This window comes from Actinomadura formosensis NBRC 14204, assembly GCF_001552155.1.
GTDB lineage: Bacteria > Actinomycetota > Actinomycetes > Streptosporangiales > Streptosporangiaceae > Spirillospora > Spirillospora formosensis.
Map to the genome: position 1 here is coordinate 1 of NZ_BCQQ01000102.1, position 25,662 is coordinate 25,662.

The 25,662-nt window shown below is 71.6% G+C and carries 22 protein-coding genes, 2 pseudogenes and 1 riboswitch; of the genes and pseudogenes, 11 read left to right on the top strand and 13 right to left on the bottom strand.

The features are described from left to right. Positions 1-129 precede the first annotated feature (129 nt). From AF1_RS23535 to AF1_RS23550, 4 genes are all read right to left on the bottom strand, one after another. Entirely contained in the window at positions 130-900 is a 771-nt protein-coding gene (locus AF1_RS23535) for a succinate dehydrogenase/fumarate reductase iron-sulfur subunit (RefSeq protein WP_067803339.1), read from the bottom strand. Further along, positions 897-2,876 carry a fumarate reductase/succinate dehydrogenase flavoprotein subunit gene (locus AF1_RS23540; RefSeq protein WP_067803342.1) on the bottom strand — a complete coding sequence of 660 codons (1,980 nt, stop codon included), beginning with the start codon at positions 2,874-2,876 and terminating at the stop codon, positions 897-899. The genes AF1_RS23535 and AF1_RS23540 overlap by 4 nt, the downstream gene beginning before the upstream one ends. A gap of 12 nt (positions 2,877-2,888) precedes the next feature. Further along, a complete protein-coding gene (locus AF1_RS23545; RefSeq protein WP_067803345.1) occupies positions 2,889-3,719 on the bottom strand; it encodes a hypothetical protein in 831 nt (276 codons plus the stop codon). A gap of 343 nt (positions 3,720-4,062) precedes the next feature. Continuing rightward, positions 4,063-4,671, bottom strand: coding sequence for a helix-turn-helix domain-containing protein (locus AF1_RS23550; RefSeq protein WP_067803348.1), 609 nt, complete (start codon positions 4,669-4,671; stop codon positions 4,063-4,065). A gap of 130 nt (positions 4,672-4,801) precedes the next feature. On the opposite strand from AF1_RS23550, the gene AF1_RS23555 reads away from it, so the two are divergent. Together AF1_RS23555 and AF1_RS23560 are read left to right on the top strand one after the other, a co-directional pair. Continuing rightward, complete coding sequence (locus tag AF1_RS23555; protein WP_131732630.1) at positions 4,802-5,371, top strand: hypothetical protein; 570 nt, start codon at positions 4,802-4,804, stop codon at positions 5,369-5,371. Positions 5,372-5,376: 5 nt separating this feature from the next. Beyond that, entirely contained in the window at positions 5,377-5,934 is a 558-nt protein-coding gene (locus AF1_RS23560) for an OmpA family protein (protein ID WP_067803355.1), read from the top strand. 110 nt (positions 5,935-6,044) lie between these two features. Here the strand turns inward: AF1_RS23560 and AF1_RS23565 are convergent, their stop codons facing one another. Further along, the gene (locus AF1_RS23565) at positions 6,045-6,893 is read right to left on the bottom strand and encodes a serine/threonine-protein kinase (RefSeq protein ID WP_165488380.1); all 849 of its coding nucleotides are present in this window, start codon (positions 6,891-6,893) and stop codon (positions 6,045-6,047) included. A 184-nt stretch (positions 6,894-7,077) separates the two neighbouring features. On the opposite strand from AF1_RS23565, the gene AF1_RS35305 reads away from it, so the two are divergent. Further along, complete coding sequence (locus AF1_RS35305) at positions 7,078-8,868, top strand: LCP family protein (RefSeq protein ID WP_067803362.1); 1,791 nt, start codon at positions 7,078-7,080, stop codon at positions 8,866-8,868. 5 nt (positions 8,869-8,873) lie between these two features. Here AF1_RS35305 and AF1_RS23575 read toward each other — a convergent pair whose 3' ends face one another. Then, on the bottom strand, positions 8,874-9,491 hold the full coding sequence (locus AF1_RS23575; RefSeq protein ID WP_067803365.1) for a prepilin peptidase: 618 nt from the start codon (positions 9,489-9,491) through the stop codon (positions 8,874-8,876). Between the two features lie 473 nt (positions 9,492-9,964). On the opposite strand from AF1_RS23575, the gene AF1_RS23580 reads away from it, so the two are divergent. From AF1_RS23580 to AF1_RS33620, 6 genes are all read left to right on the top strand, one after another. Further along, positions 9,965-10,408, top strand: coding sequence for a hypothetical protein (locus tag AF1_RS23580; protein WP_067803368.1), 444 nt, complete (start codon positions 9,965-9,967; stop codon positions 10,406-10,408). 229 nt (positions 10,409-10,637) lie between these two features. After that, positions 10,638-11,096 carry a DUF4282 domain-containing protein gene (locus tag AF1_RS23585; protein ID WP_067803371.1) on the top strand — a complete coding sequence of 153 codons (459 nt, stop codon included), beginning with the start codon at positions 10,638-10,640 and terminating at the stop codon, positions 11,094-11,096. Then, entirely contained in the window at positions 11,097-13,430 is a 2,334-nt protein-coding gene (locus AF1_RS23590; RefSeq protein WP_067803374.1) for a serine/threonine-protein kinase, read from the top strand. After that, positions 13,427-14,545, top strand: coding sequence for a response regulator receiver protein (locus tag AF1_RS23595; RefSeq protein WP_067803378.1), 1,119 nt, complete (start codon positions 13,427-13,429; stop codon positions 14,543-14,545). The genes AF1_RS23590 and AF1_RS23595 overlap by 4 nt, the downstream gene beginning before the upstream one ends. Positions 14,546-14,585: 40 nt before the next feature. Beyond that, positions 14,586-16,493 carry an AAA family ATPase gene (locus tag AF1_RS23600; protein WP_067803380.1) on the top strand — a complete coding sequence of 636 codons (1,908 nt, stop codon included), beginning with the start codon at positions 14,586-14,588 and terminating at the stop codon, positions 16,491-16,493. Positions 16,494-16,531: 38 nt separating this feature from the next. Continuing rightward, positions 16,532-17,209 (top strand): 4Fe-4S single cluster domain-containing protein, encoded by a 678-nt coding sequence (locus AF1_RS33620; RefSeq protein ID WP_242608812.1) that lies wholly within the window; start codon positions 16,532-16,534, stop codon positions 17,207-17,209. Here AF1_RS33620 and AF1_RS34720 read toward each other — a convergent pair. Continuing rightward, positions 17,113-18,102 (bottom strand): hypothetical protein, encoded by a 990-nt coding sequence (locus AF1_RS34720; RefSeq protein ID WP_067803383.1) that lies wholly within the window; start codon positions 18,100-18,102, stop codon positions 17,113-17,115. The two genes, AF1_RS33620 and AF1_RS34720, sit on opposite strands and share 97 nt — an antisense overlap. A gap of 93 nt (positions 18,103-18,195) precedes the next feature. Between AF1_RS34720 and AF1_RS34725 the strand changes: the two genes are divergently transcribed. Continuing rightward, positions 18,196-18,567: an FHA domain-containing protein gene (locus AF1_RS34725; protein ID WP_067803386.1), complete on the top strand. Its 372-nt coding sequence runs from the start codon at positions 18,196-18,198 to the stop codon at positions 18,565-18,567. Positions 18,568-18,663: 96 nt separating this feature from the next. On the opposite strand, the gene typA is transcribed toward AF1_RS34725, so the two are convergent. Continuing rightward, entirely contained in the window at positions 18,664-20,520 is a 1,857-nt protein-coding gene (typA, locus tag AF1_RS23615; protein WP_067803389.1) for a translational GTPase TypA, read from the bottom strand. A gap of 202 nt (positions 20,521-20,722) precedes the next feature. Further along, a riboswitch (cyclic di-AMP (ydaO/yuaA leader) is annotated at positions 20,723-20,872 on the top strand. Between the two features lie 7 nt (positions 20,873-20,879). On the opposite strand from typA, the gene AF1_RS23620 reads away from it, so the two are divergent. After that, a complete protein-coding gene (locus AF1_RS23620; RefSeq protein ID WP_067803392.1) occupies positions 20,880-21,902 on the top strand; it encodes a C40 family peptidase in 1,023 nt (340 codons plus the stop codon). Between the two features lie 78 nt (positions 21,903-21,980). Here AF1_RS23620 and AF1_RS23625 read toward each other — a convergent pair whose 3' ends face one another. The 5 genes and pseudogenes from AF1_RS23625 to AF1_RS36855 form a co-directional block, all read right to left on the bottom strand. Then, positions 21,981-22,355, bottom strand: coding sequence for a (deoxy)nucleoside triphosphate pyrophosphohydrolase (locus AF1_RS23625; RefSeq protein ID WP_306303181.1), 375 nt, complete (start codon positions 22,353-22,355; stop codon positions 21,981-21,983). A 164-nt stretch (positions 22,356-22,519) separates the two neighbouring features. Further along, positions 22,520-23,203, bottom strand: a pseudogene (locus tag AF1_RS23630) (Mut7-C RNAse domain-containing protein); the annotation flags it as partial. A gap of 16 nt (positions 23,204-23,219) precedes the next feature. Further along, on the bottom strand, positions 23,220-24,287 hold the full coding sequence (locus AF1_RS23635) for a C40 family peptidase (protein WP_067803398.1): 1,068 nt from the start codon (positions 24,285-24,287) through the stop codon (positions 23,220-23,222). Continuing rightward, positions 24,284-24,919: a hypothetical protein gene (locus AF1_RS23640; protein WP_242608808.1), complete on the bottom strand. Its 636-nt coding sequence runs from the start codon at positions 24,917-24,919 to the stop codon at positions 24,284-24,286. Before AF1_RS23640 ends, AF1_RS23635 begins: the two co-directional genes overlap by 4 nt. Beyond that, positions 24,916-25,662 (bottom strand): annotated as a pseudogene (locus AF1_RS36855) (type IV secretion system protein); the annotation flags it as partial. The gene AF1_RS23640 and the pseudogene AF1_RS36855, both read right to left, overlap by 4 nt.

Genomic DNA, 25,662 nt, shown 5'->3' on the forward strand with positions numbered 1-25,662 from the left:
GTCCGGGGGCACGCCGCCCGCCGTGTTTCGGGAGCGCCGCATGCCAGAGCGCCGGTCCCGCAGCGGAGATCGGCGGAAACGCGAACGCCCCCCGTCGCGCGGGGCGGCGGGGGACGTTCGCGAGAACCGTCAGGCGGACGGGGTGTCCTGGCCCTTCTTCACGATGCCGAGCTTGCTGCCGAGCCACACCACCGGGTCGTACTTGCGGCCCACCACCCGCTCCTTCATCGGGATCAGGGCATTGTCGGTGATCTTGATGTGCTCGGGGCAGACCTCCGTGCAGCACTTGGTGATGTTGCAGAAGCCGAGCCCGTGGTCGTCCTGCGCGATGTTGCGCCGGTCGGCCTGGTCCGCCGGATGCATCTCCAGCTCCCCGATCCGCATCAGGAAACGCGGGCCGGCGTAGTGCTCCTTGTTCTCCTCGTGGTCACGGATGACGTGGCACACGTTCTGGCACAGGAAGCACTCGATGCACTTGCGGAACTCCTGCGAGCGCTCGACGTCCACCTGCTGCATGCGCAGCTCGCCGGGCTTGACGTCGCCCGGGTCGAACGACGGGATCTCCCGTGCCTTCTGGTAGTTGTACGACACGTCCGTCACCAGGTCGCGGACGACCGGGAAGGTGCGCATCGGGGTGACCGTGATCGTCTCGTCCGGCGCGAAGGTGGACATGCGGGTCATGCACAACAGCTTCGGCATGCCGTTGATCTCCGCGGAGCACGAGCCGCACTTGCCCGCCTTGCAGTTCCACCGGACGGCGAGGTCGGGCGCCTGCGTGGCCTGCAGCCGGTGGATGATGTCGAGGACGACCTCGCCCTCGTTCACCTCGACCGTGTAGTCGGTGAGCTCGCCGGAGCCCTCGTCGCCGCGCCAGACCCTGAACTTGGCCTCGTAGCTCATCGGTCGTCCTCCTCGTCCTCCGCGTCGGCGCCCGCGGCGGCCGGGTCCGGCGCGGACTCCTCGGCCTTGCCCTCCGGCAGTTCCTCGGCCGTCAGGTACTTCTTCAGCTCGTCGTTGTCGAACAGTTCGAGCAGGTCGGGCCGCATCGGCGTCATCGGCTGCCGGGTCAGCTCGACGTGCGGGGACACCGGGTCGCCGGCCAGCGAGCAGACCAGGTTGACCTTCCGCCACTCGGCCGACATCTGCGGGTGGTCGTCGCGGGTGTGGCCGCCGCGGCTCTCCTGCCGCTCCAGCGCCGCCTTCGCGACCGCCTCCGACACCAGCAGCATGTTGCGCAGGTCCAGCGCGAGATGCCAGCCCGGGTGGTAGCCGCGGCCCTCGTTGACCGCGACCGGCTCCACGCTCACGTTCGCGACCCGCTCACGGAGCTTGCCGAGCGTCTCCAGCGCCTGCTTCAGCTCCTCCTCCTTGCGGATGATGCCGACCAGGTCGTTCATCGTCTGCTGCAGCTCGGCGTGGACGGCGTACGGGTTCTCGCCGCCCTCCCGCTCGAACGGCGCGAGCGCCTCGGCCGTCGCCGCCTCGACCTCCGCGTCCGGGACGGCGGGCCGCGCGGCCAGGCCGTCCACGTACTCGGCCGCGCCGAGCCCGGCCCGGCGGCCGAAGACCAGCAGGTCCGACAGCGAGTTGCCGCCGAGCCGGTTCGAGCCGTGCATGCCGCCGGAGACCTCGCCCGCCGCGAACAGGCCAGGCACCTTCGCCGCGCCGGTGTCGGGGTCGACCTCCACCCCGCCCATCACGTAGTGGCAGGTCGGGCCGACCTCCATCGGCTCCTTGGTGATATCGACGTCCGCCAGCTCCTTGAACTGGTGGTACATCGACGGCAGCCGCCGGACGATCTCGGCGGCACCGCCCGGCATCCGGTCCACGACGGTGAGGAACACCCCGCCGTGCGGTGATCCCCGTCCCGCCTTGACCTCGGAGTTGATCGCGCGCGCCACCTCATCGCGGGGCAGCAGCTCGGGGGGGCGCTTGTTGTTGTCCGGGTCGTCGTACCAGCGGTCGCCCTCCTCCTCGGTGGTCGCGTACTGGTCCTTGAACACCCCGGGGATGTAGTCGAACATGAACCGGCGGCCCTCGGAGTTGCGCAGGACGCCGCGGTCACCGCGCACCGACTCGGTCACGAGGATGCCCTTGACGGACGGAGGCCAGACCATCCCGGTCGGGTGGAACTGCACGAACTCCATGTTCAGCAGCGTCCCGCCGGCCAGCAGCGCCAGCGCGTGCCCGTCCCCGGTGTACTCCCACGAGTTGGACGTGACCTTGAACGCCTTGCCGATGCCGCCGGTCGCCAGCACCACCGCGGGCGCCTCGAACACCACGAACCTGCCGGTCTCGCGGACATAGCCGAACACGCCGCAGACCCTGCCGTCGGCGTCCTTCAGCAGCCGGGTGACCGTCGTCTCGGCCCACACCTTGAGCCGGGCCTCGTAGTCACCGTGCTCGGCGTGGTCCTCCTGCTGGAGGGCGACGATCTTCTGCTGGGCGGTGCGGATCAGCTCCAGGCCCGTCCGGTCGCCGACGTGCGCGAGCCGGGGGTACTCGTGCCCGCCGAAGTTGCGCTGGCTGATCTTGCCGTCCTTGGTGCGGTCGAACAGCGCGCCCCACATCTCCAGCTCCCAGATGCGGTCCGGGGCCTCCTTGGCGTGCAGCTCGGCCATCCGCCAGCTGTTCATGAACTTGCCGCCGCGCATGGTGTCGCGGAAGTGGACCTTCCAGTTGTCGTTGGCGTTGACGTTGCCCATCGCGGCGGCGGCACCGCCCTCGGCCATCACCGTGTGGGCCTTGCCGAACAACGACTTGGAGATGATCGCGGTCTTCTTGCCCTGGAGGCGCGCCTCGATCGCCGCGCGCAGCCCGGCGCCGCCGGCGCCGATCACCACGACGTCGTACGAGTACCTCTCGATCTCAGTCATGATTCCTTGGCCTCAGTTGAAGATTCGCGGGTCGGAGAAGGCGCCGCCGGCCACCAGCGCGACGTACGCGTCGGCCACCACCAGCGACCCCAGGGTGATCAGGGCGTACATGCCGTGCCGCTCGTTGATCTTGGACACCCAGCCCCACATCCGGTACCGGAACGGGTGCTTGGAGAAGTTCTTGAGCCGCCCGCCGATGATGTGCCGGCACGAGTGGCACGACAGCGTGTACAGCCACAGCAGGATCACGTTCGCCACCAGGATGATGGTGCCGAGCCCGATCCCGAACCCGCCGTCCTTGCCGTGGAACGCGCGGATCGCGTCGTAGGTGTTGATGAGGGAGATGAGGACGGCGGCCATCCAGAAGTAGCGGTGCAGGTTCTGGCCGATCAGCGGGAAGCGGCGCTCCCCGGTGTACTTGCCGTGCGGCTCCCGGACGGCGCACGCCGCGGGCGACGCCCAGAACGACCGGTAGTACGCCTTGCGGTAGTAGTAGCAGGTCATCCGGAACAGCAGCAGGAACGGCAGCGAGATCGCCGCGAACGGGATCCAGCCGCGGGTGCCCGCCGGCAGGAAGGCGCCGAACTCCGCCGCGTCGCCGGTGTGCCCGTCCACCGTCACGTTGTTGCAGATCTCGTTCAGGCACGGCGAGTAGAACGGCGTCAGGTAGTGGTACTGCGGCACGTAGAACGCGGACCCCCAGAAGGCCCGGATGGTCGCGTACACCACCCATGCCGTGAAGATCACGAAGGTCGTGAGGGGATACAGCCGCCAGTTGTCCTTGCGGAGCGTACTTTCCTTGATCTGGGCGCGCGTTTTGCCCTGCGCCTCCACAGTGCTCATCGATCGCTCTCCTGAGCTCGGGTCGTCGTGTCCCCGTACCACGGTCCACGCGCACCATGCGGCCGTCGCGCCCCGCCACCGGCCCATCGCGCCTGAGCCGCTGGCCATGCGTCCCGGCCGGGGCCGCCTTCCGGCGGCCGGAGGCCGTGCCGCATGCGGGCGGTGACGCCTCGTGTGCGCTTCCAGCGAAGCGACCCTACGCCACCCGGCAGGAGCTGTGACATACATAACAGCCAGGCCTTTATGTGAGCCTGACCACAGACTTTAGCCCCGTCACGGGGGTATCGCACCGGCCGCGCTCCATAACCAGTCGTTATGGCGCAGCGGAATCGAGACGAGTGCGCTACGGCATGGCCGAGCGGTCGCCCAGCAGCCGGCCGAGGACCGTGCGGGCGTAGTGGGCCTCGGCCTCGCTCGTGCGTCCCGTCCCGTACACGCGCAGGACCTCCGCGAGATCGGGGAAGCGCTCGGCGATGAGGTCGGCGGCGGCGTCGATCTCGGCGGCGGACGCGACCTCGCGCAGGAGCGCCTGGACGAGCCGCGCCGGCTCCCTGGAGCCGGCGTGCGTCCCGTGGTCGTCGGGGCCTTCCCCGGCGGGGATGCGCTCGGACGTGGCCCTGCGCAGCCCGGACGTGGTGGCCGCCGGCCCGGCGCCGATCTCCGCCAGGCGCGCCTTGATCTCCGCGGCCGTCAGCGCGTCGAAGGCGGGGTCGGCGACGAGGTCCTCGATCGCCATCAGCCGGTGCAGGACCGCCGGGTTGCTGATCTTGGCCCGCTGGCCGGACATCAACTGGGAGAGCATCGGCGCGGAAAGCCCGAGCACGCCGGCGAGGCCGGACTGCGACAGACCGAGCCGGTCGAGGAGCGGCCGGACCCGGTCGCCGAGCGGCTCGCCGTACCACTCGACCTGCAGCGCGCGGTTCCGGGCGACGGTGTCCTCGGTGACACTCACCTTCGACTCCTCTTGACGATTCGCACTTGCAAACACTAGATTCACGGACGCACATGATGTGGCGGCGTCTTCCGCCATAGTTTCATGTGCATCGACGTTTGCATATGCGACATAGCAGGAAGGATCGACCATGCGGCTCCCCCCACGCGTGGCCGCCATCACCGCGGCACTGCTCCTGACCGGCGGGCTCGCCGGCTGCTCCCCGTCCGGCGGTGACTCCGGCACCGCATCGTCGTCCGGAGGCGGGGAGGCCGTGAGCGCGGCGGGCGGGGTGGGCTTCGACAGCCCGTCCAAGCCGGTGGCGAAGGGCACCTTCGACACGCCCATCGCCGCGGGCGCCAAGGTCGACATCGCCATCCTGGGGCTCCGGGCGCGCGGCAGGCTCGCCACGCTCAACATCCAGCTCACTCCGCACGTCCCTGGCGCCGAGTCCACTTCCAGCAGCATCACCCCCTTCAACCTCAACGGCGGCCTCCGCCTGGGGACGTCCCTGATCGACCCGGTGAACCTCAAGCGGTACGTCGTGGTGAAGGATTCCAGCGGCGCGGAACTGCAGCCCGACGAGATCTACACCACCGTTGCGAACGATCAGCCCGTCCATCTGTCCTACACGTTCGCCGCTCCTCCCGAGAACGTGAAGGTCGTCGACGTGCAGATCGGGTCGTGGCCCACGTTCCGCAACGTCCCGGTCGAGCGGTGAGCCGCATGCGCGGACCGGCCGTCGTCATCGGCGTCCTGGCCGTGACGCTGGCTCTCCCCGCGGTCGCGGGAGCCGAGCCCAACGTGCCGGACGACAACCTCGCCAAGAGCCTCCTGTCCATCGACGCCGGGTCCGCCGTGCACGGGATCGACCTGCCCCAGGCGGTCGTCCCGCTGGAGGACGAGCACACCAGCGGCGGGCAGGTCACCGTCCGCATCTCGGCGGACGTCCTGTTCGACTTCGGCAAGTCGACGCTCACCGGCGCCGCCCGCCGCCGTATCTCCGATCTGGCCCCCCGCCTGCGTGACGTGAAGGGCACCGTCCAGATATCCGGCCACTCCGACTCGGTCGGCGACCCCGGCTACAACCTGGACCTGTCGGAGAAACGCGCCGAAGCGGTCAGGGCCGAGTTGCAGAACGTCCTCAAGGGGTCGAGCGTGCGCATCGAGGCCAGGGGCTACGGCGAGACGAAGCCCGTGGCCCCCAACGAACAGGGCGGCAAGGACGACCCGGAGGGCCGCGCCAAGAACCGCCGCGTCGAGATCACCTACCAGATCAAGTAGCGGACGACGGAGACGAAGAGCACTTCGTCCCGCGAGGTCGAGGAACAGATCGGCGCCACCCACGGCACCCCCGCCCCCTTCCGCCCCGGGGCCGGAGCAGCCTTGCGCGGTCAGCGGGGCGGCGGGCCCAGGTGGTCGAAGATCTGGAGGGGTTCGCCGTCCAGGGTCCGGGCGGGGAAGCGCAGTTCCAGGCGGCATGCGGCCAGTGCACGGCGGGCCGCGGCGGCACTGCCGGGACGCTGCGCCGGATCGGTCGCGCACAGCCGGGCGACCACCGACCACAGCATGGCCGGCACGCCGGCGGGCGGGGGCCCGACCCGCTGGCGCGGCTCGGGGTCCCCCGCGCCGGTCAGCATCCGCCAGCCGACCATCCCGGCCGCGTACAGGTCCTGGCGCGGGCCCGGACGGTTCCAGTCGAGCACCTCCGGCGCCAGGTATCCGGGGGTGCCCACGGTGAACCCGGTCGTGGTGAAGCGCATCCCGTCGTCCCCCAGCGCGATCCCGAAATCGGCCAGCCGCGTGTGCGGCGCCCCGACCGGGCTCGGCTCCAGGAGCAGGTTGGCGGGCTTCACGTCCCGGTGGACGACCCCGGCACCGTGGATGTGACTCAAAGCGGCCAGCAGCTGATCGAGCACCTCCGCCGCGTACTCGGGCGGAAGCCTGCCGTAATCTCCGAGAAGGGTCTCCAGCGAACCACCGCTCACCAGGTCCATCGCGAGGAGAACGTCGTCGTCCGCCATGCACGACGCGTAGGGCGTCAGCACATGCGGGTGCGCCAGCCGCAACGCCCGTTCCCGGACGACCCGCAGCATCGACGTGGGCCCCTGCCGCCGGACGAGCTTGGCCGCGCAGTAACGCCCCTCCGCATGGTCGTAGGCCCGCCGCACACGGCTCGTCCCCCCGGTCCCGATCCGGTCGAGCATGGTGAACCGACCGCCGATCACCCACCCCGTGTTCACGGCACCGATCGTACGGAAGACCACCCACCCGAACGGCCCGGATTTCCGCACCTGTGTCAACAGAACGGGCATCTCAGGCATCCAACAGGTGGAGACGCCCGCTCCCGCGTGATCCGCGCCTCCATAGAATGATCAGCCGCCCGAACCACCCGCCCCCCGACAGGGCCTGCCCGAAACGGGACCGATGAGCGACAAAGACCCCGGCCGCGACGACCTCGCGGGGGACGAGGCCGCCCACATCACCCCCGCCGCCTCCGAGGGCCGCGAGCCCCGCCCACCCCACGCCGCCGGACCCGCGTCAGGCGAAGAGGACGCGCAGCGCGCCGGCGTCTCCCGGACACCGGCCGCACAGGACGACGGACGGACGGCACGCGGTACCGCCGCCCCGCCCCCCTCCGATCAGAGCGAGGACGCCGCGTCGGACGAGGAGCAACGCGCCCCCGACGAGCGTGACGCGGCCGAAAGCAGCACATCGGCCGCGTCCGGCCAGGGCGGCGACACCGCATCGGACGCAGACCGCGGCGCGGCTGGGCGGGACGGGCTGGAGAGCGCTGTTTCGGGCACGTCCGAACCGGGCGAAGGCATCGCGGTGGGCGAAAAGGGGGCCGGCGGGAGGCCGTCCAGGCGGCGGAAGGTCCTGCGGCGGATCGCGGTCGGCGCGGTCGTCGTCCTGCTGCTCGGGGGCGGCGGGGCCGCCTGGCTGTACCACGATCTCGTCGGAGGGATCGAGCAGAAGCACGTCAGGGACAAGCTCGGGACGGATCGGCCCAAGAAGCTGAACAAGTCGCTCAACATCCTGGTGATCGGGTCGGACACCCGGGAGGGTGAGAACGCGCGGTACGGGGCGGCGGCCGGGATGTCGGGGGCGCGGTCGGACACCACGATCCTGCTGCATCTGTCGCCGAACCGGGATCAGGCCGTCGGGATCAGCTTCCCGCGCGACTCGATGGTGAAGATTCCCGCGTGCCGGAAGGAGCGGGGCGGGACCGTTCCAGCGCAGTTCGGGATGCTGAACGCGGCGTTCGCGTATGCCGGCCCCACCTGCACGTGGAAGACGCTGGAGTCGCTCACCGGTGTCCACATCGACCATTTCGTGCAGGTCGACTTCGCCGGGTTCAAGCGGATGGTCGACGCCCTGGGAGGTGTCGAGATCTGCTTGGACAAGCCCGTGAACGATCCGCGGGCCGAGCTGTACCTGAAGGCCGGAAAGCAGACCGTGAAGGGGGAGCAGGCCCTCGGCTATGTGCGGGCCCGCTACTCGCTCGGCAACGGGTCCGACCTTGAGCGGATCGAGCGCCAGCAGAAGTTCATGGCCTCGGTCGCCGACAAGGCCACCAGCGGTTCGGTCCTCACGGACCCGGCCAAGACGTACAAGTTCCTCAAGGCCGCGACCAAGTCGATGACGACCGACGACGATCTCGATCTGGCGGGGATGAAGAAGCTCGCGGACGGGCTGAAGGGCATGAGTGCGGGGCAGGTGCGGTTCGTGACCGTCCCGGTCGAGCGTTACGCGCCGGACCCGAACCGCGTGCAGTGGAACCAGGAGCTCGCGAAACCGCTGTTCGAGGCGATCCGGCACGACAGTGCGCTGCCCGCCGAGCCGGCGAAGCCCGTCAAGGCGGAGCCTGCGCCGCCCGCCCCCGGCAAGGTGCACGTCACCGTCGTCGCCGCGGGCGGCAAGGACAGGCTCATCGAGCGTGTCGTCAGGCAGCTCAGGCAGCGTGGATACAAGGTCGCGAAGAAGGTGGAGAAGGGCGCCGAGGCACCGGAGAGCCGCCTCGGCTACGCTCCGTCCGCGGAACCGCAGGCCTCGGCGCTCGCGCGGGACGTCCCCGACGCCCTGCTCACCGCCGACGCGAACGCACCGCAGGACGGGGTGCGGCTCATCATCGGCACGAACGGCGTCCGGCTCGCACCGCCCGCCATCAGCAAGATCGGCGGCGGGGTGCAGGGAGGCCAGAAGCTCTGCAGGTGATGCCCTCAGCCCACGGCGAGGACGGAGATGAGCGCCCCGGCGAGCATGTACGGGCCGAACGGGAACTCGCCCTTCCGCGACCGGCGGACGACCATGATGCCGACCGCCACGAGGCCGCCGAGGAGGTAGGTCACAAGGAGGCCCAGCACCCAGGCGTCCTGCCCGAACCATCCCAGGTAGAGGCCGAGGACACCGGACAGCTTGACATCGCCCATCCCGATCCCGGACGGGGCGGCGAACGCCTGCGCGAAATACAGCACGAACAGCACCGCCATGCCGATCAGCGCGTGCACGAACCGCTGCGGGCCGTCGTCCGTGAACGGCGCGGCCGCGCCCAGCAGCGCCGCGGCCATGCCGTATGACGGCAGTGTGAACCGGTCGGGCAGCCGTTTGACCCCGATGTCGATGAAGCCGAGCAGGGTGCCGACCGCCGCGAGATAGAGCAGGGCCGGCAGGACGGGTTCAAGTCCGACGCACCAGCCGAGCACGCCGTAGAGGGCCGCGGTGACCAGGCCCACCAGGATGCGGCGATGGCGCGGAACCTCGCCCACGTAGGGTGCCGCCATCGGCGCCAGGAGCAGCCCGATGACGAACCCCACGGGCAGCAGCACCAACGCGACCATCGACCTCGCCCCGATCCGGCGCCCGTTCCGGCTTCCGGCCCCCTGACCGGGCGGCCGTACCGGCGCGTACACGTCCCGCCGGAAGGATAGGGGTGGGACGAGGACACGGCCAGGGCCCCAGGAATGGGAGAGCGAACATCCAGTCCGGCACCACCGGTACCCGCTGTTCTCTTCGCCTCTGCCTGCGATGGCGGCCACCGCCAAGCCCGCGGGCGCTCCGGCCGCGCTCTCCGCAACGTACAGCACCGTGGAAAGCGTGTCGCCTTTCTCACTCAGCGGGGCCGCCATACCGAAGACGGGTGCGGCGACACCGCCAGGGGGCGCAAGGCCGCCGAGGAGGTCGCCCGGCCGGGAACCCGATACCGAGAATAAGAAGAAGGCGCAGGAAGCGCGGTCGGCTACCGGCCGGACCCGGCACACGGTCAAAGGCACTGCGGGACCTCGGCGAGTCCGTGTCCTGATGGAAGGAGACCATGGCCGAGTCTGTGTTCCTCGTTTTCGGCGAGGAGATCGATCGCGAGCGGTTCGTCGATCTCGTGGTGTCGCTCGGCGGGGTGACGGGGCCGGGCGAGCGGGGTGAGGCGCGGCTCTCCGACGGCTACGCGCACGTCTGGGTCCATCTCACCGGGCTGGCCGAGAACGAGCCCGACGAGCTCGCGGTGTACCAGGCCCGGCTCGGCGGCCCGGTCATGACCGAGATCGAACTGGAGATCTCGCGCACGAAGGGCAGCGAGCAGCTTGCGTTCCGCATCATCGAGGCCGTCGCACGCCACTGGTGGTTCGTCGTCTTCAACGGCCGCGACGAGCCCGAGGTAGGCGTCCGCACGGTGGACGAGCTGCGTGCCCGCGCGGGGGCGGGCGCCCACGGCATCTTCTGGCCATCGGGCGCGGATGGACGGGCGGACAGCAACGGCTGACCGTGGAGCGGTATGGGCACCGTCCACTTGGCCGAAGACCAGGACAGTTCGATATTGCCGGGGGAACCGGTAACGGGGCGCGTTCCGCATGGTCCGCGCCGCGAAGGCATGTATCGGCAGGGTGATGTCGGTGGAGCCGGGGCGGTCGGGGTGCGGCGGGTTCGGGTGCGGGGTGGGTCTCAGGCTCTAGAGTCTTCCTGTAGGCGGCTTCACGTTGAGGACGGCGGCGATGACGAATCCTTCGGACCCCGGTCACCCACCGCGCTCGCAGGCGCCCGGTCCGGCGGGAGGCCCGTACGGGCCGCCGCCGAACGTCCCCGGACCTCGCCCGCCCGCTCCGGACGGCCCCGGGCAGGCCCCGCAGGGGTGGACGCCACCCGAACAAGCCGAGAAGGGATTGCTCGGTTCCCTGCTGGACACCGACTTCAACGCGCTGGTGACACCGAAGCTGGTGAAGACGGTCTATGTCCTGTCTCTGATACTGATCTCCCTGGAGTGCCTGGTCGTCCTTTTCTTTGGGCTCTGGGTTCTCGTCTCGACAAGGTTCTGGCTGGGGGGCTTCATCCTCATCGCCGCGACACCGCTGATCTGGCTGGTTCAGATGCTGCTCGTCCGGATCCTCATGGAGGCGGTGGTGGTCCGGTTCAAGCAGGCCGAGTATCTGCGGGTCATCAAGGACAAGGTCTAGGTGGGCGAGTTCGACGGGCCGCCGTCCCGGGACACGCGCCGGGACGCCGGGGCGACGCGGCGCGACGACGCCCGGGTGCCGGGGCCGCGGACGGCGGCGGAGACCAGGCGGGACGGGGAGGAGGGGCCCGGCGATCCGCTGATGCGGCTGCCGGCGGTGCTCGGCGAGCGGTACACGACGGTCGCGGAACTGCCCGTGCAGGGTGCCGAGTCGGATCTGCTGCTGGTGCGGGACGCCGGCGGCGACGAGTACGTGGTGAAGATCTTCCGCCGCGGCTACCGCGCCGACCGGGACGTCTGGGCGAAGCTGCCCGCGCTGGACTCGCCGAACGTCCTGCGGATTCTGGAGACCGGGCACGCGGACGGGCGCGATTACGAGGTCACCCCGTACCTTCCGGCCGGCAACCTGCGGGCGCTGATGCCGCTGCCCGCGGATGCTGTCGGTGAGGTCGCGGCGCAGCTGGCGGCGGGGCTGACGGCGCTGCACCGGGCGGGCATCGTCCACCGGGATCTCAAGCCCGAGAACGTGCTGGTGGTGGGCACCGATCCGGTCAGCCTGGTGATCGCCGACTTCGGGTTGAGCAAGGTCCTCGACCAGAGCGTGGTGTTCGCGTCGTCATCGCGGACGCTGGCGTACGCGGCTCCGGAGTCGCTGTCCGGGCAGGTGTCCCCGGCGCGCGACTGGTGGTCGCTCGGCATGATCGTCCGGGAGCTGGCCACGGGACGTGCGCCGTTCCAGGGGTTGAGCGAGACCGTCGTGGTCGACCACCTGGCCACGCGTCCGGTCAGCGCGGACGACGTCTCCGATCCGAGGCTGCGGATGCTGTGCCGGGGGCTGCTGACCCGTGACCCGCGCCAGAGGTGGACGGGCGAGCAGGTCCGGGAGTGGCTGGACGGAGGCTCGCCGCCCGTCGCGGAGGAGAGCGTCCAAGCCGAGGCGGGTAGCGGCCTCCCCTTCAAGGGCCGCCGCTTCACCAAGAGGGACGAGCTGGCGCGCGCGCTTGTCGAGAACTGGGATCACGCTGCGCAGTACTTCTTCGGACGTGGTGAGTCGGGCGAGGCATGGCGGAGCCTGCGCGAATGGCTCGCGGACGTGCCCGACGACAGCAGCATCGATCTCGTCGACGGCCACCTCATGGCGGCGCTGCCCCCCGACGTGAAGCTGCTGCATCTGGTCCGGTGGCTCGACCCGGCGCTGCCCCCGCACTTCCTCGGCCGGCGGGTCACCGCCGGCGACCTGCCCGGCCTCGCCGCGCTGGCCGCCGATCACCGCCATCCCGACCACCGCACCGCCCGCCTCATCGGCCGCGCACTGTGGGAGCACCGTCTGCTGCGGGTGCTGGCCGGTTTCGACGGCGCCGAGGACCTGGCCCGCACCGACGACCAGTGGCGCGCCCATGTGACGGCGTGGGACGACCTCGTCCGCTGGCTGCGCGCCCAGGACGCCACACCGCCCGGCGCCGTCAGGCGGCTGCCGGGCGCCGAGGCGGAGGAACCGCCCGCCGTGCTGCTGACGCTGCTCGCGCTGGCGGCGCGTCCGGCCGAGACGCACCGGCTGATCGCGGAGGGGGCGGCGCGGGCACGCGAGTCGGTCACCGAGCCGGTGCCGTGGTTCACCTGGCTGGCCGACGGGGCCGGCGACGATCCGCTGCGCCTTCTCGCGGTGACGCGCGCCGCGCCCGAAGCCGTCGTGGAGAGCGAGTCCCGGGTCCGCGACCGCCGCGCGGCCGAGCAGCGGGACGAGGCGCTCCGCACGCGGTGGGCGGAGCAAGAGCGCCGGCGGCTCGCCGGACGCGGCGCAGCCACCGCCAAGGCCGTCCTGTGGACGTTGCCGCTGCTGTTCTTCTGGCTCGTCGGCAGCTGGGTGGTCGGCTCCCTGTCCGGCGGCGGTGATGGCGGGACCGCCTCCGTCGGCCTGCACAGATCTTCCTCGGGTCTCTCCTTCGGCGTGCTGGCCGTCGTGTCGGTGCTCGCGTGGGCGGTGCAGTGCGGCGGCGAAGTGCTGCTGGCGCGTACCCAGGGCACGGACTATCTCCCTCACGGGCCGTGGTCGATGCTCTCCGGCGCCCTGGGCGCGAGTGGCCGCGGGCTTTCCAAGGCGTCCCAGACGATGTCCGGCGCCGCGCGGCGGACCGGCCGCGGCGGCTGCGGGCTCCTGCTCCTCGCCGCGACCGTCCCGCTGCTCCTGCTTCTGCTTCTGCTCGCGGCGCTGACGTCGCTCGCGAGCCTGCTCTGGGTTCTCGTCCTCATCGCCGCCTCCGCCGCGCACGCCGTCGCGGCGGGTGTGCGGCTGCACCGCTGGCGGCAGGCACGCACGATCGGAGGCACTTCTTGAGCAGCGGGATCGACGCGGACATCGCGCTGGACGCGGCGGTGGTGCTCACCCTGGGCATGAACCGGATGCTCGGACGCGGCGCCGGGGTGGCGGGCCGCGGCGCGCAGGCCCTCGCCGCGCTCGCCGCCGGACGGGCCGAGGCGCGGGCGGCGGCACTCGCCGAGGTCGAGTCGCACGAGCGGGCCCTGCGCGAGGTCGTGGAGCGCAACGCGCGCATCGCGGCGCTCGCCGAGACCCGCGCGAAGATCGGCGCCGAGGTGGCGCTGCCGCGGCCGCTGCGGCCGGACGAGCAGACCCCCGGGGAGCTGACCGCCTGGTGCGCGGCCACCGACCGGGCGCTGGACGAGGCCGAGCGGCGGCTGTCCGAGCACCTTGCCGCCCAGGTCAGCACGCAGATCTTCGCCGTCCCCGCCGAGGGCCTGAAGGCCGGCACCGCGGGGAGCGCGCCCCCGCCCGCCCAGGACGTCCAGCGGAACCTGGAACGGATCATGACGCGGCTGCTGCCGGACGCGGCCGACGAGGAGCGCCGGGCCGTGGCGGAGGCGGCGCGGCTGCTCGCCGAGACCGGAACGGCGGAGGAGGCCGAGGGCGTCCTGCAGGAGGTGCGGCTGCGGATCCAGGCCGCCAACCGCGGCGTCGAGGAGCGCCGGGCGGCCGAGCGGCGGCGGGCGGCCGAGCGCGACACCGCCGAGCAGGCGGCGGCCGAGCGCAGGTACGTCCTCGACTCGATCACCGCCGCGTTCGAGGACATGGGGTACGAGGTCCGGCCCGGATTCGAGACGCTGACCGCCGAGGACGGCACCGTGACGCTGACGAAGGGCGCCTGGCCCGATCACAGCGTGCGGATGCGGGTCGAGGACGCGCACGTCCGGGCGTCGATGGTGCGTGAGCGGCCCGCCGAGAGCGAGGACGACCGGCGGGTGGACGTCGAGCGGGAGCGGGAGTGGTGCGAGGCGTTCGAGACCGCGCGGGCCAGGCTCGCGGACGCCGGGATCCGCTCGGACGTGGCGTGGCGGCTGGAGCCCGGGGTGCGTGAGCTGCCGGTTTCGGCACGGGCACGGCAGACTGGGGGACGGACCGGCCAACGCGAGCGCCACCGCGAGCGTCATAAGTGAGGTGCCGGGGGGCACACGTGAACGGAGCGGAGCGCACCACATGACCATTGATTCGCCGACGCTCGGAGGACGGCTGCAGGGGTGGCCACCGTTCATCCGCGAGCTGGACGCGACCCTTTCGGTGCACTCCCAGTACGTCCTGTCGGGGAACCTGTACGACAGCTTCCTGACCCCGCAGGCGGACGGCGGGCCCGCGGGGCTGCTGCCGCTGCGCGCGCTGCTCTGGGAGACGCTGCGCACCAGCGGCGCGTCCTTCATGGCCGTCTACGACCCGGTGGACGGGCTGCAGATCATTTCCGGGGGCGCCGGGGACGAGGAGTCCACGCGGGCGGCCGAGCGGCTGCTCGGCAAGATCAAGGCGGAGGAGAAGCCGTCGCTGGAGGGGCTGACCCGGCACCTGGCCGCGGTCGCCCGGCCGAAGGAGGACATCCGCGCCGCGTTCGTGATCGACTCGGCGTCGCGGATCGCCCGCACCCCGACCGATCTGGAGCCGGCCGAGCGCGACTTCTTCCGGTTCTGCGCGAAGCTGTCGCGCACCGCCCGGCCCGTCCGGGTGACGGGGCCGCGGCCGAAGCCGCTCTACAACCCGATCCTGTGGCTGGTGGAGCGGCCGGGCGACCTGCCCCCGTGGCTGACCACCGACAACGAGAACGTCCGCGAGATCACGATCCCGCGGCCGCATCTGGGCGACCGGCAGGAGACGGCGCGGCTGCTGGCCCGCGCGTTCGGGGTCACCGACGTCGAGACCGACGAGGTCGCGGCGGCGGCGTGCGACGCGTTCGCCGAGCAGGCCGACGGGCTCACCCTGCAGTCGATGATCGAGGTGACCCGGCTGGCGAAGGAGCGGGGCGTCGATCTCGCCGACCTGCCCGACGCCGTCCGCACCTACAAGCTCGGCGTGCTCGACAACCCGTGGAGCCGCGGTCATCTGCGGCGCCGGGTGCTGGACGGGGAGAAGCGCGTCCCGGAGCGGGTGATCGGGCAGCCGCAGGCCGTCACCAAGACCCTCGACATCCTCAAGCGGGCGGTGCTCGGGCTGTCGGGCGCGCAGGCGACCCGGTCCGGCAGCCGGCCGCGCGGCGTGCTGTTCTTCGCCGGCCCGACCGGCACCGGCAAGACCGAGCTGGCGAAGGCGATCACCGAGCTGGTGTTCGGGGACGAGTCCGCCTACCTGCGCTTCGACATGAGCGAGTTCTCCGGCGAGGGGTCCGGCGACCGGCTGATCGGGTCGCCGCCCGGGTACGTGGGCCACGAGGCGGGCGGGGAGCTGACCAACGCCGTCCGCGAGGACCCCTTCCGGGTGATCCTCTTCGACGAGATCGAGAAGGCGCACCCGCGCATCCTGGACAAGTTCCTGCAGATCCTGGAGGACGGCCGGCTCACCGACGGGCGCGGCAACACCGTCCACTTCTCCGAGGCGATCCTGATCTTCACCTCGAACCTCGGGATGTACGTCCCGGGCCGCGACCTGACCACTCGTGACGCGTCCCCGTACGGGGCGCCCGACCGTGTGCAGAACATCACACCGGGAATGTCGTACGACGAGGTCGAGCAGCGCATCAAGAGCGCGGTCGCCGACCATTTCACCGAGGTTCTGAACCGGCCCGAGCTGCTCAACCGGTTCGGCGACAACATCGTCGTGTTCGACTTCATCTCCGCCGAGGCCGCGCACAAGATATTCGACCTGCAGTTCGCGAACATCTGCCGCCGGGTCACCGAGGAGCACCGGCTCGTCCTCGCCGTGAAGGGGAACGCGCTGGAGACGCTGCGCGAGTGGTGCACGGAGGAGCTGGACAAGGGCGGACGCGGCATCGGGATGGCGCTGGAGTCGCATTTCGTCAATCCGCTGGCGCGCGCGCTGTTCGACCGGGAGCTCGTCTCGGACGAGAAGGTCACCGTCACCGGCATCCGCCGTGAGGGAAGCATCGTCCATCTGGACCTCCAGTGACCGGGGAGACGCTGCTGCTCGCCAAGGCGCACTACCCGGTGACCACACTCGGCCCCGGGACCCGCGCTGGCATCTGGACGCAGGGCTGCACGCTGCACTGTCACGGCTGCCTGTCCAGGGACACCTGGGACGCCGACCCGCGCCGCGCGGTGCCCGTTGAAACGGTCCTAGGATGGCTCGCGTCCCTGCCCGGACCGGTGGACGGAGTGACCATTTCCGGTGGTGAGCCGTTCCAGCAGCCGGCCGCGCTGGCGGCCCTGCTGCGCGGTGTCCACGCGTGGCGGGACGCCCCCGGCCGTGAGACGATTGCGGTGGACATATTGGTTTACAGCGGATATGTCTACTCTCGGCTCTCCCGGGGCGGCGAGACACGGGAGATCCTGGACATGTGCGATGCCGTGATCACGGGCCCGTACGTCGACCGGCTGAATCCCGGGGGGCGACACCCCGGGGACGGCTCTCTACTCTGGAGGGGGTCGGCCAACCAGCGTGTCGTGCCGCTGTCCCCGCTGGGGCACGAGCGGTACGGGGCACTGGCCGGCGTCGGGAAGACTGGAGAAGGAACAGGGCCCCGAGTACAGGTGTCCGTGGACGAAGGGCCGGAGGGAAGGCGGGTGTACTACATCGGGATCCCGCGGAGGGGCGATATGGAGCACCTCACGTCGAGGCTCGACCGCGCCGGGGTGCGCTCGGGGGATGTGTCATGGCGACCTTGAACTGTCCTGTCTGTGACGAAGCACACCAGCCGAACGATCTGCTCTGCATGAACTGCGGGGCCAATCTGGCGCGCGGTGGCGGTGCCCCCCGGCAGGGCCCGGGCGGGTACGACGACCAGCAGCCGCCGCGGATGTCCCCGCCGCCCGGACCGGGCCAGTACGGCCAGCCACCGCACGGGCAGCCCCAGCACGGTCAGCCCCAGTACGGGCAACCGCAGCAGTCCCACGACCCGTACGGGCAGCAGGGCCCCCAGCACCAGCAGCCGGGACCGTCCGGGCAGCCGCAGGACCCGTGGGGCGCGCCGCAGCAGCAGCCGGACGCGTGGGGGGCGCCCACGCCCCAGGGGCAGGACCAGCACGGCCAGCCCCAGCACGGGCAGTACGGCCAGCCACCGCACGGCGGGCCCCAGCAGGGGCAGCCGCAGCACGGGCAGCCGCAGCACGGGGGCCAGCCGCCGATGCACCAGCAGCAGCCGGCCGACCCGTGGGGGATGCCCCAGCCGTCCCAGGATCAGTGGGGTGCGCCGCAACAACAGCCCCAGGACCAGTGGGGTGCGCCGCAACAGCAGCAGTCTCCGCCGCCCGACCAGTACCAGCCGCCGCAGGACCAGTACCAGCCGCGCGAGCCGCAGTACCAGCCGCGCGACCAGTACCAGCCCCAGGACCAGTACGGCGGTGCACCGCAGGATCAGTACCAGCCGCCGCAGGACCAGTACGGCGCGCCGCAGCCCGGCCCGGCGGACCACCAGTTCGGCCCGCCGCCGCAGCAGCAGCACGGGCAGATCCCGCATGGCGGACCCCAGCACGGGGGTCCGCCGCACGGGGCGCCTCAGCACGGAGGTCCCCAGCACGGAGGTCCCCAGCACGGGGGCCAGCCGCCGCTGCCACCGCATGGCCGCGAGGCGACGCTCCTGCCGCCCGACCACAACCAGGGCCAGCGTCCCGCCCCCGACAGCACGGCGTTCATGTGTCCGTACTGCGAGGCGGTGCTGAGCAACCCGGGAGCCGCCCAGTGCGACTCCTGTCTGCGTCCCCTGCCGAAGCAGGGCACCCCCGTCCTGCGCGTGCAGTTCCCCACGGGTGAGCTGAAGGTGTCCGTCGGCCAGCATCTCGTGCTCGGCCGGGACGCGGGCCAGTCGCCGGTGGCGTCCACGTTCACGCAGTACGACAACGTGTCGCGGCGCCACTCGACGGTGTGGCTCGACCCGTCCGGGACGGCCTGGGTACGGGACGAAGGCTCCACCAACGGGACGTTCGTCAACGGTGAGCGCCTCCCCCGCGGTGTGGAGGCGCCCCTCCGCGACGGCGACCAGCTCCGCCTGGCCGCCGACGTGACGGGCACCGTCCAGCTGAAGTGACCGGAGCGTGAAAGGGGCGGCCCCGGGGTTCTGAGAACCCCGGGGCCGCCCTTCTCGTGTGCCCTGTCAGCCCGCGGCGGGTCAGCCGGCGGCGGGTCAGCCGGCGGCGCGCTTGGTGCGGGCGCGCGTGCGCTCGCGCTCCTTGGCGTCCAGCACGACCTTGCGGATGCGGACGGCGGACGGCGTCACCTCGACGCACTCGTCCTCGCGGCAGAACTCCAGCGCCTCCTCCAGCGACAGGATGCGCGGCGGGGTGAGCCGCTCCAGCTCGTCGCCGGTGGACGACCGCATGTTCGTGAGCTTCTTCTCCTTGGTGATGTTGACGTCCATGTCGTCGGCGCGGGAGTTCTCCCCGACGATCATGCCCTCGTACACCTCGGTGGTCGGCCCGACGAAGAACGTGCCGCGCTCCTGCAGGTTCGTGATCGCGTACGCGGTGGCGGCACCGGCGCGGTCGGCGACCAGCGACCCGGACGGGCGGGTGCGCAGCTCACCGAACCAGGGCTCGTAGTCCTCGAAGACGTGGTGCGCCATCCCGGTGCCCCGCGTCTCCGTCATGAACTCGGTACGGAACCCGATCAGGCCGCGCGCCGGGACGAGGAACTCCATCCGGACCCAGCCGGTGCCGTGGTTCGTCATGTGCTCCATGCGGCCCTTGCGGACCGCCATGAGCTGCGTGACGGCGCCCAGGTGCTCCTCGGGGATGTCGACGGTGAGCCGCTCGACCGGCTCGTGCTTCCTGCCGTCGATGTCCTTGGCGACGACCTGCGGCTTGCCGACGGTCAGCTCGTAGCCCTCGCGGCGCATGTTCTCGACCAGGATCGCGAGCGCCAGCTCACCGCGGCCCTGCACCTCCCAGGCGTCCGGGCGCTCGGTCGGCAGCACCCGGAGCGAGACGTTGCCGACGAGCTCGCGGTCGAGCCGGTCCTTGACCATGCGGGCGGTGACCTTGGTGCCCTTCTCGCGTCCGGCCATCGGCCCGGTGTTGGTGCCGATCGTCATCGAGATCGCGGGCTCGTCCACGGTGATCAGCGGCAGCGGGCGCGGGTCGTCGGGGTCGGCGATGGTGTCGCCGATCATGATCTCCGGAATGCCGGCGATCGCGATGATGTCGCCCGGCCCCGCCTCGTCGGCGGGCTTGCGGGTGAGCGCCTCGGTCATCAGCAGCTCGGTGATCTTGACCCGCTCGATGCTGCCGTCGTGCCGGCACCAGGCGACCTGCTGGCCCTTCTTGATCGTCCCGGCGTGCACGCGGCACAGCGCGATCCGGCCGAGGTAGCTGGAGGCGTCCAGGTTCGTCACGTGCGCCTGCAGCGGCGCGTCCGGGTCGTAGGACGGTGCCGGGATCGTCTCGGTGATGACCTTGAACAGCGGCTCCAGGTCCGCGCTGTCCGGCATGGCGCCGTCGGCGGGCTTGTCCAGCGAGGCCCGCCCGGCGCGGCCGGACGCGTACACGATCGGGAAGTCGATCTGGTCCTCGTCGGCGTCGAGGTCCATGAACAGCTCGTACGTCTCGTCCACGACCTCGTCGATGCGGGCGTCGGGACGGTCGGTCTTGTTCACCACCAGGATCACCGGCAGCCGCGCGGCGAGCGCCTTGCGCAGCACGAACCGGGTCTGCGGGAGCGGGCCCTCGCTGGCGTCCACCAGCAGGACGACGCCGTCCACCATGGACAGCCCGCGCTCGACCTCGCCGCCGAAGTCGGCGTGGCCCGGCGTGTCGATGATGTTGACGGTCAGCCCGCCGTGCCGGACGGCGGTGTTCTTCGCGAGAATGGTGATGCCCTTCTCGCGCTCCAGGTCGTTGGAGTCCATGACCCGGTCGTCGACGTCCTGGTTCTCGCGAAAGGCCCCGGACTGCCAGAGCATGGCGTCCACCAGCGTCGTCTTTCCGTGGTCGACGTGGGCGACGATCGCAACGTTCCGGAGGTCGTCGCGCGTGGAGATGGGCATGCGGGTTACCTTGCGTGAGGTTTCAGGGAGTCGCCGCAGAAACACGGCAGCACTCCATTCTACGCGCCGCCGCGTACCACCCATCCCGAGCCGCCGCGCACCACCCGTCGTGGACCTTCACACGGGCCCCGATTCGCATACTTTGCTCATCCTTTGTAATCTGCCCGAGATCCGGTCGTCCGGAGTCCCACCCCCAGGGGCTGCGACCGGAACGCCGAATCTCCCGCTCGCCGGGAGAACCGGGGACCCACACTCCCGGGGTGAATCGACGCGTGTCGCAGGGCGCCCGTCGTAGGGCGACTCCTGGCCCGAACCCGTCAGCTAACCCGGTAGGCGCCCGAGGAGAGGAGAACACCGGCTTGGCACCGGAACCCCACTGGCGACGCGCTGCGCCCACCGCCACCGCGGCCGCCCTGCTCCTGATCGGCCTCGGCGCCACCGCACCCGTCGCCGCGCACGCCGCGTCTCCCTTCCGGCCCTCCGCCGCCACGGCCCCGGTCACGCCGAGCCCGACTCCGACGACGGAGCAGGGGCTGCGCAAGAGCCTGGACGCGCTGAACGAAGAGGCCGAGATCCTCACCGAGAAGTACAACAAGACCCGCGTCGAGCTGGGCAAGGCGCAGAAGGCCCAGCAGGCCGCCGCCAAGACCGCGGCGACACTGCGCGACCAGGCCGCGCCCGCCCGCGAGCAGCTCGGGCGGATGGCCGCCGCGAACTACATGGCCGGTGCCCCCGACACCATCTTCGGCGCGACCGGGTCCCCGGGCGGGCTGTCCGACAGCGCGTACCTCGTGCAGAACCAGGCCAACGCCGTCCACGCCCTGCAGAAGCAGATCGAGCAGGCCGAGGCCGCCCAGCGCGAAGCGGAGGCCAGGACCGCGCAGGTCAAGAAGGCCGCGGAGGACGCTAAGAACGCCCGCGCGGCGGCCAAGGCCAAGGTCACCGAGGTGATGAAGCGGCTCGACAAGCTGACCACCACCCACATCAAGGACCCGCGCACCGGCCTCACCGCCACCGTGAAGGGCTCGGACCTGCCGGCCAAGATGGCGCGCAAGGCGCTCACCAAGCTCGGCTCCCCCTATGTGTGGGCCGCCGCCGGGCCGAGCAGCTTCGACTGCTCCGGCCTCGTCGTCTGGGCCTACGCCCAGGTCGGCAAGCCCGGCCTGCCGCACTACACCGGTGACCTGTTCGCGCTGGGCACGAAGGTCTCGCGCGGCGCGCTGCGTTCGGGCGACCTCGTGTACTTCGGCGGCAACCTCCACCACATGGGCATCTACCTCGGCGGCGGCAAGTTCCTGCACGCACCGCAGACCGGCGATGTGGTGAAGATCTCCAACCTGTCCGACCGGTCCGACTACGCGGGCGCCAACCGCATCTCCTGACCCGCTCCCCCGTCCGCCGCACGCGGACCACAGGCGTCGGGGGCTTCCTGCGGCGCGGCAGGAAGCCCCCGTCACTCCTCAGCCGAGGCCCTGCGCGGCGAGGACGTCGATGACCGGACGGTCACCGGGCAGCCATGCCACGTCGTAAAGCTCACCCGGAGTCAGCCAGCGGAGCGCGAGATGCTCCAGCGCCCGCGGCTCGCCCTCGACGATCTCCGCCGTCCACACGCGCAGCAGGCTCCGCTCGCTCAGCCGCCAGTCGCCGCCGATCCGGCGGCCGAGCCGCACCTTGATCGCCAGTTCCTCGTGGCACTCGCGTACCAGGGCGTCCTCATCCGACTCGCCCGGATCGACCTTCCCACCCGGCAGTTCCCAGCCGCCCGCCATGTGCGGCGGCTCGGCCCGCTGCGCGCTGAGCAGCCGTCCGTCCGCGATGATCGCGGCTCCCACCACGACGAGATCGATGTCGACCAGCCCCTCTCCTCATCTCTTCGACACCGCGGCTCGGTGCGCCCGTTCCCCCGGACGGCCTCGACGAGCTCGGTCGCCTCCCGGACGATCTCCTCCAGGTGGTCGCCGTGGGCGCCGCGCCAGTAGACCTGACCGCAGTCCGCGCACCGGCCGTAGGCGTCGTAGCTGCGGCGCGTCCCCGCCTCCAGGTCGTGTTCGACCTCCTGCTTGTCGACCGGGACGAGTTCCCCGTTGCAGGCGGTGCAGCGCGTCCACGGCCGCAGGACGGGTGCGAACCGGTCCAGCAGGTCGCGGAGCTGGTCGTCGGGGCGGGAGCCGCGGACGTACGCGCCGAACCACAGCGCGCGGCGGCGCAGGAGCCCGCGGTCCTGGGTGAGCAGGACGCGGCGTTCCGCATTGGCCTGGGCGACCAGCGCCGGATCGTCCATGTCGTTGTGGTAGGCGGTGTCGAGGCCGAGGAGGCGCATCCGCCGGGCGAGCGTGCCGAGGTGCACGTCCAGCAGGAAGCGGGGCGCGTCCTGGCCCGGCTCCAGCGGGACGGGCTGCGGACGCGGCACCGCCGCCACGCGCACCTCGTCGCCGTCGTCCGGCCGGGTGGACGGCCCGGCGGGCTCACCGCCGATGGACATCGGCCCGGCCTCCGGCAGCGGCACGCCGAGCGACTCCACGATATGCCCCAGCGTCGACGTCCCGTCGTAGGGCACCCGGTTCGCGGTGTCCCGCCTCGTGGCGGGCAGGAACATCAGCAACTCGTCGGCGACGCGGATCGTAATCTCGGACTCCACGCCGATCAGCATGCCACGTGCCGACGACGATCCTCGCCGGATCATCCGCCGGTTCCGGTGATCAGTTCCCCGGCTGCCGGACGGCCAGCTCGCCGACCTTCTTCCTGAAGTCGGGCCGGGCCAGCGGACGGGTCGTCCCCACCCAGTCCGACCGCTTGTAGGTCTTCACGCCGATCGCGGGCACGCACGTCGAGCAGCTCGCCACGATCATCTTGCCCCTGCCGATGACCATGCCGACATGGCCGGGACTGTTCGTCGACGTCCCCGGACCTGAGTTGAAGAACACCAGGTCGCCGGGCAGCTCCCTGCCCTTGGCGATCTTCACGCCGAACGGCCACTGCTCGAACGTCGTGCGCGGGATGTCCAGGCCCGCCTGCCGGTAGGCGGCCTGGAGCAGGCTGGAGCAGTCCCACGCGTCCGGCCCGGTCGCGCCGAACACGTACGGCTTGCCGCGCTGCGCCAGCGCGAACTCGATGATCTTCTGGACCAGGCCGCCGACGTTCGGGGGCAGCTCGTTGTCCTCGCAGTTGACGCCGTTCGCCTGGACGACCTTGAAGTCGCCGCCGACGTAGCGCTTCGCCCAGTCGAGGACGAGGTTCACGTAGTCCCACGAGTGGTTGTACTGGAAGATCGCGGTCTTCATCCGCTCCGGGGCGCCGTTGTGCTTGAGGTACGCGGCGGCCGTGGGGATCGCGTCCCGCGGGTCGTAGCGGTCCTTCTTGCCGTCCTTGTTCCCGTCGACCGCGAACTCCTTGAACGTCGCGGCCAGGAACTGCATCGGCCCGCCCGCGCCCGCGTAGTTCTCCCCGCTGCTGACGCCGGGCAGCTTCGACCGGCCGTGGTCGGTCTCCACCTTGCCGATACCGGCCAGGACGTTCCATGGGATGCCGTACTTCTTCCCCGCGTCCTGATAGAGCGCCAGGTAGTTCGCGGGGACCGCCTTGGCGTCGTCCGCCGCCGCGGGTTGCACGCCCGCGTCGGCGACGTCCACGCAGCCGGCGGCACCGCCGACCCCGCCGCCGAACATGAACTGGCTCGCGCCGAACAGGATCGGGACGAACACCAGGGCGACGAACAGGGTCGCGGCGACACCGAGGCCGCCGGCGAACAGCAAGCGGCGCGGGCTCATCCGGTGTCACCCGCCTGACCGGCGTCCGAGGGCTGGAACGAGTACACCTTCAGCGAGCCGCCGTCCCGCGCCACCGTCACCGCGTACTGCTTGCTGTCGCTGCTCTCCTTGCCGCTCCTGGTGAGCTGCTGCCGGCCCGTCACCAGGAAGATGATCGAGTTGTTCTCGATGTCGCGGACCTGGTCGAGCGACGCCGACCCCTGGGCGACGACCTGTTCCCGGCGGCGCTCCTCCAGCAGGCCGGGCGTCGCCGCGTCCCCGCCGAGCCGCCGCGCCAGCTCGTCGGTGGCGAGACCGGACAGCCGTCCCGTGTAGGTCTCGGGGGTCTCGTCGTAGCGGTACGTCCCGTAGGCGGCGACGAACCGCTGAGCCAGATCCGCGGCCGTGGCGAACTCCTGCCGGGAGAACGGCAGCAGCCGGTAGATGTCGAAATCGCCGGGGTTCACGGCGTTCTGGATCCCGGGGGGCGGGGACGCCGGACCGGTCGGCGTGGGCGCGGCGCTCGGACGCGCGTCCGGCCGGTCCGTCTCGTGCTCGGGTGCGGCGACCGTGAGATAGATGCCGACGACGGCCAGCACCACCACGAGGCCCGCGAACAGCAGCTTGCGCCGCCGGTCGTCCAGATTCATCATTCGTCCCGTTCCGGCTCCCCGGACGGGCGCTCCACCGGACGCAGCCAGAACGGGATCGGCGGGCCCGCCTCCGAACCGCGCCTGTCCCACAGCGGCGGCGGCTGCTGCCGCCCACCCGGCCCCTGGGCCGGCGGTTCGCCGCTGGACGGGCCGCCGCCCGCGCCGTCACGCTGCCTGGGGACGTTCCCGGCGGGCGCCCCGCCACGGGACCCACCGCCCGAACCACCGCTGCCGCCCGAACCGCTGGAGCCGCCGCCCGCGCGGCCACGGCCGCGCCCGGCCGAGCCGGACGAACGTCCGCCGCCGCTGAGCCAGCCGCCGCCCCCGCCGGAGCCGTTGCCGCCGCCCTTCCCGTTACCGCCGCCCGAGCCGCCGCTGCCGCCCGAGCCGCCGCCATTGGTGACGCCGCCTCCGCCGGAGCCGCCGCGTCCCGTCCAGGAGGACGGCCGCACCGTGCCCGTGCCGGAGCCCGTGCCGGACGATGGCTTCCCGCCGCCGGCCGCCGCGCCGCTGTCCGCGCCGCCGCCCTTCGCCACCGGCGCGCCGGACACACCGCCCGGCCGGGTCGTCGCCGCCGCGCCGCCGTCCGTCCGGCGGTCGCCGAGCCCGCCCGCGCGGGACGGCAGGTTCAGCGGCGGTGCACCCCGCCGGGCCCGTCCCTGCGAGGCCGCCACGGCACCCGCGCCGCGCGGTTTCGCCGCAAGCACCGGCGCCTCCTCCGGCGACGGGCCCTCCCCGGCCCC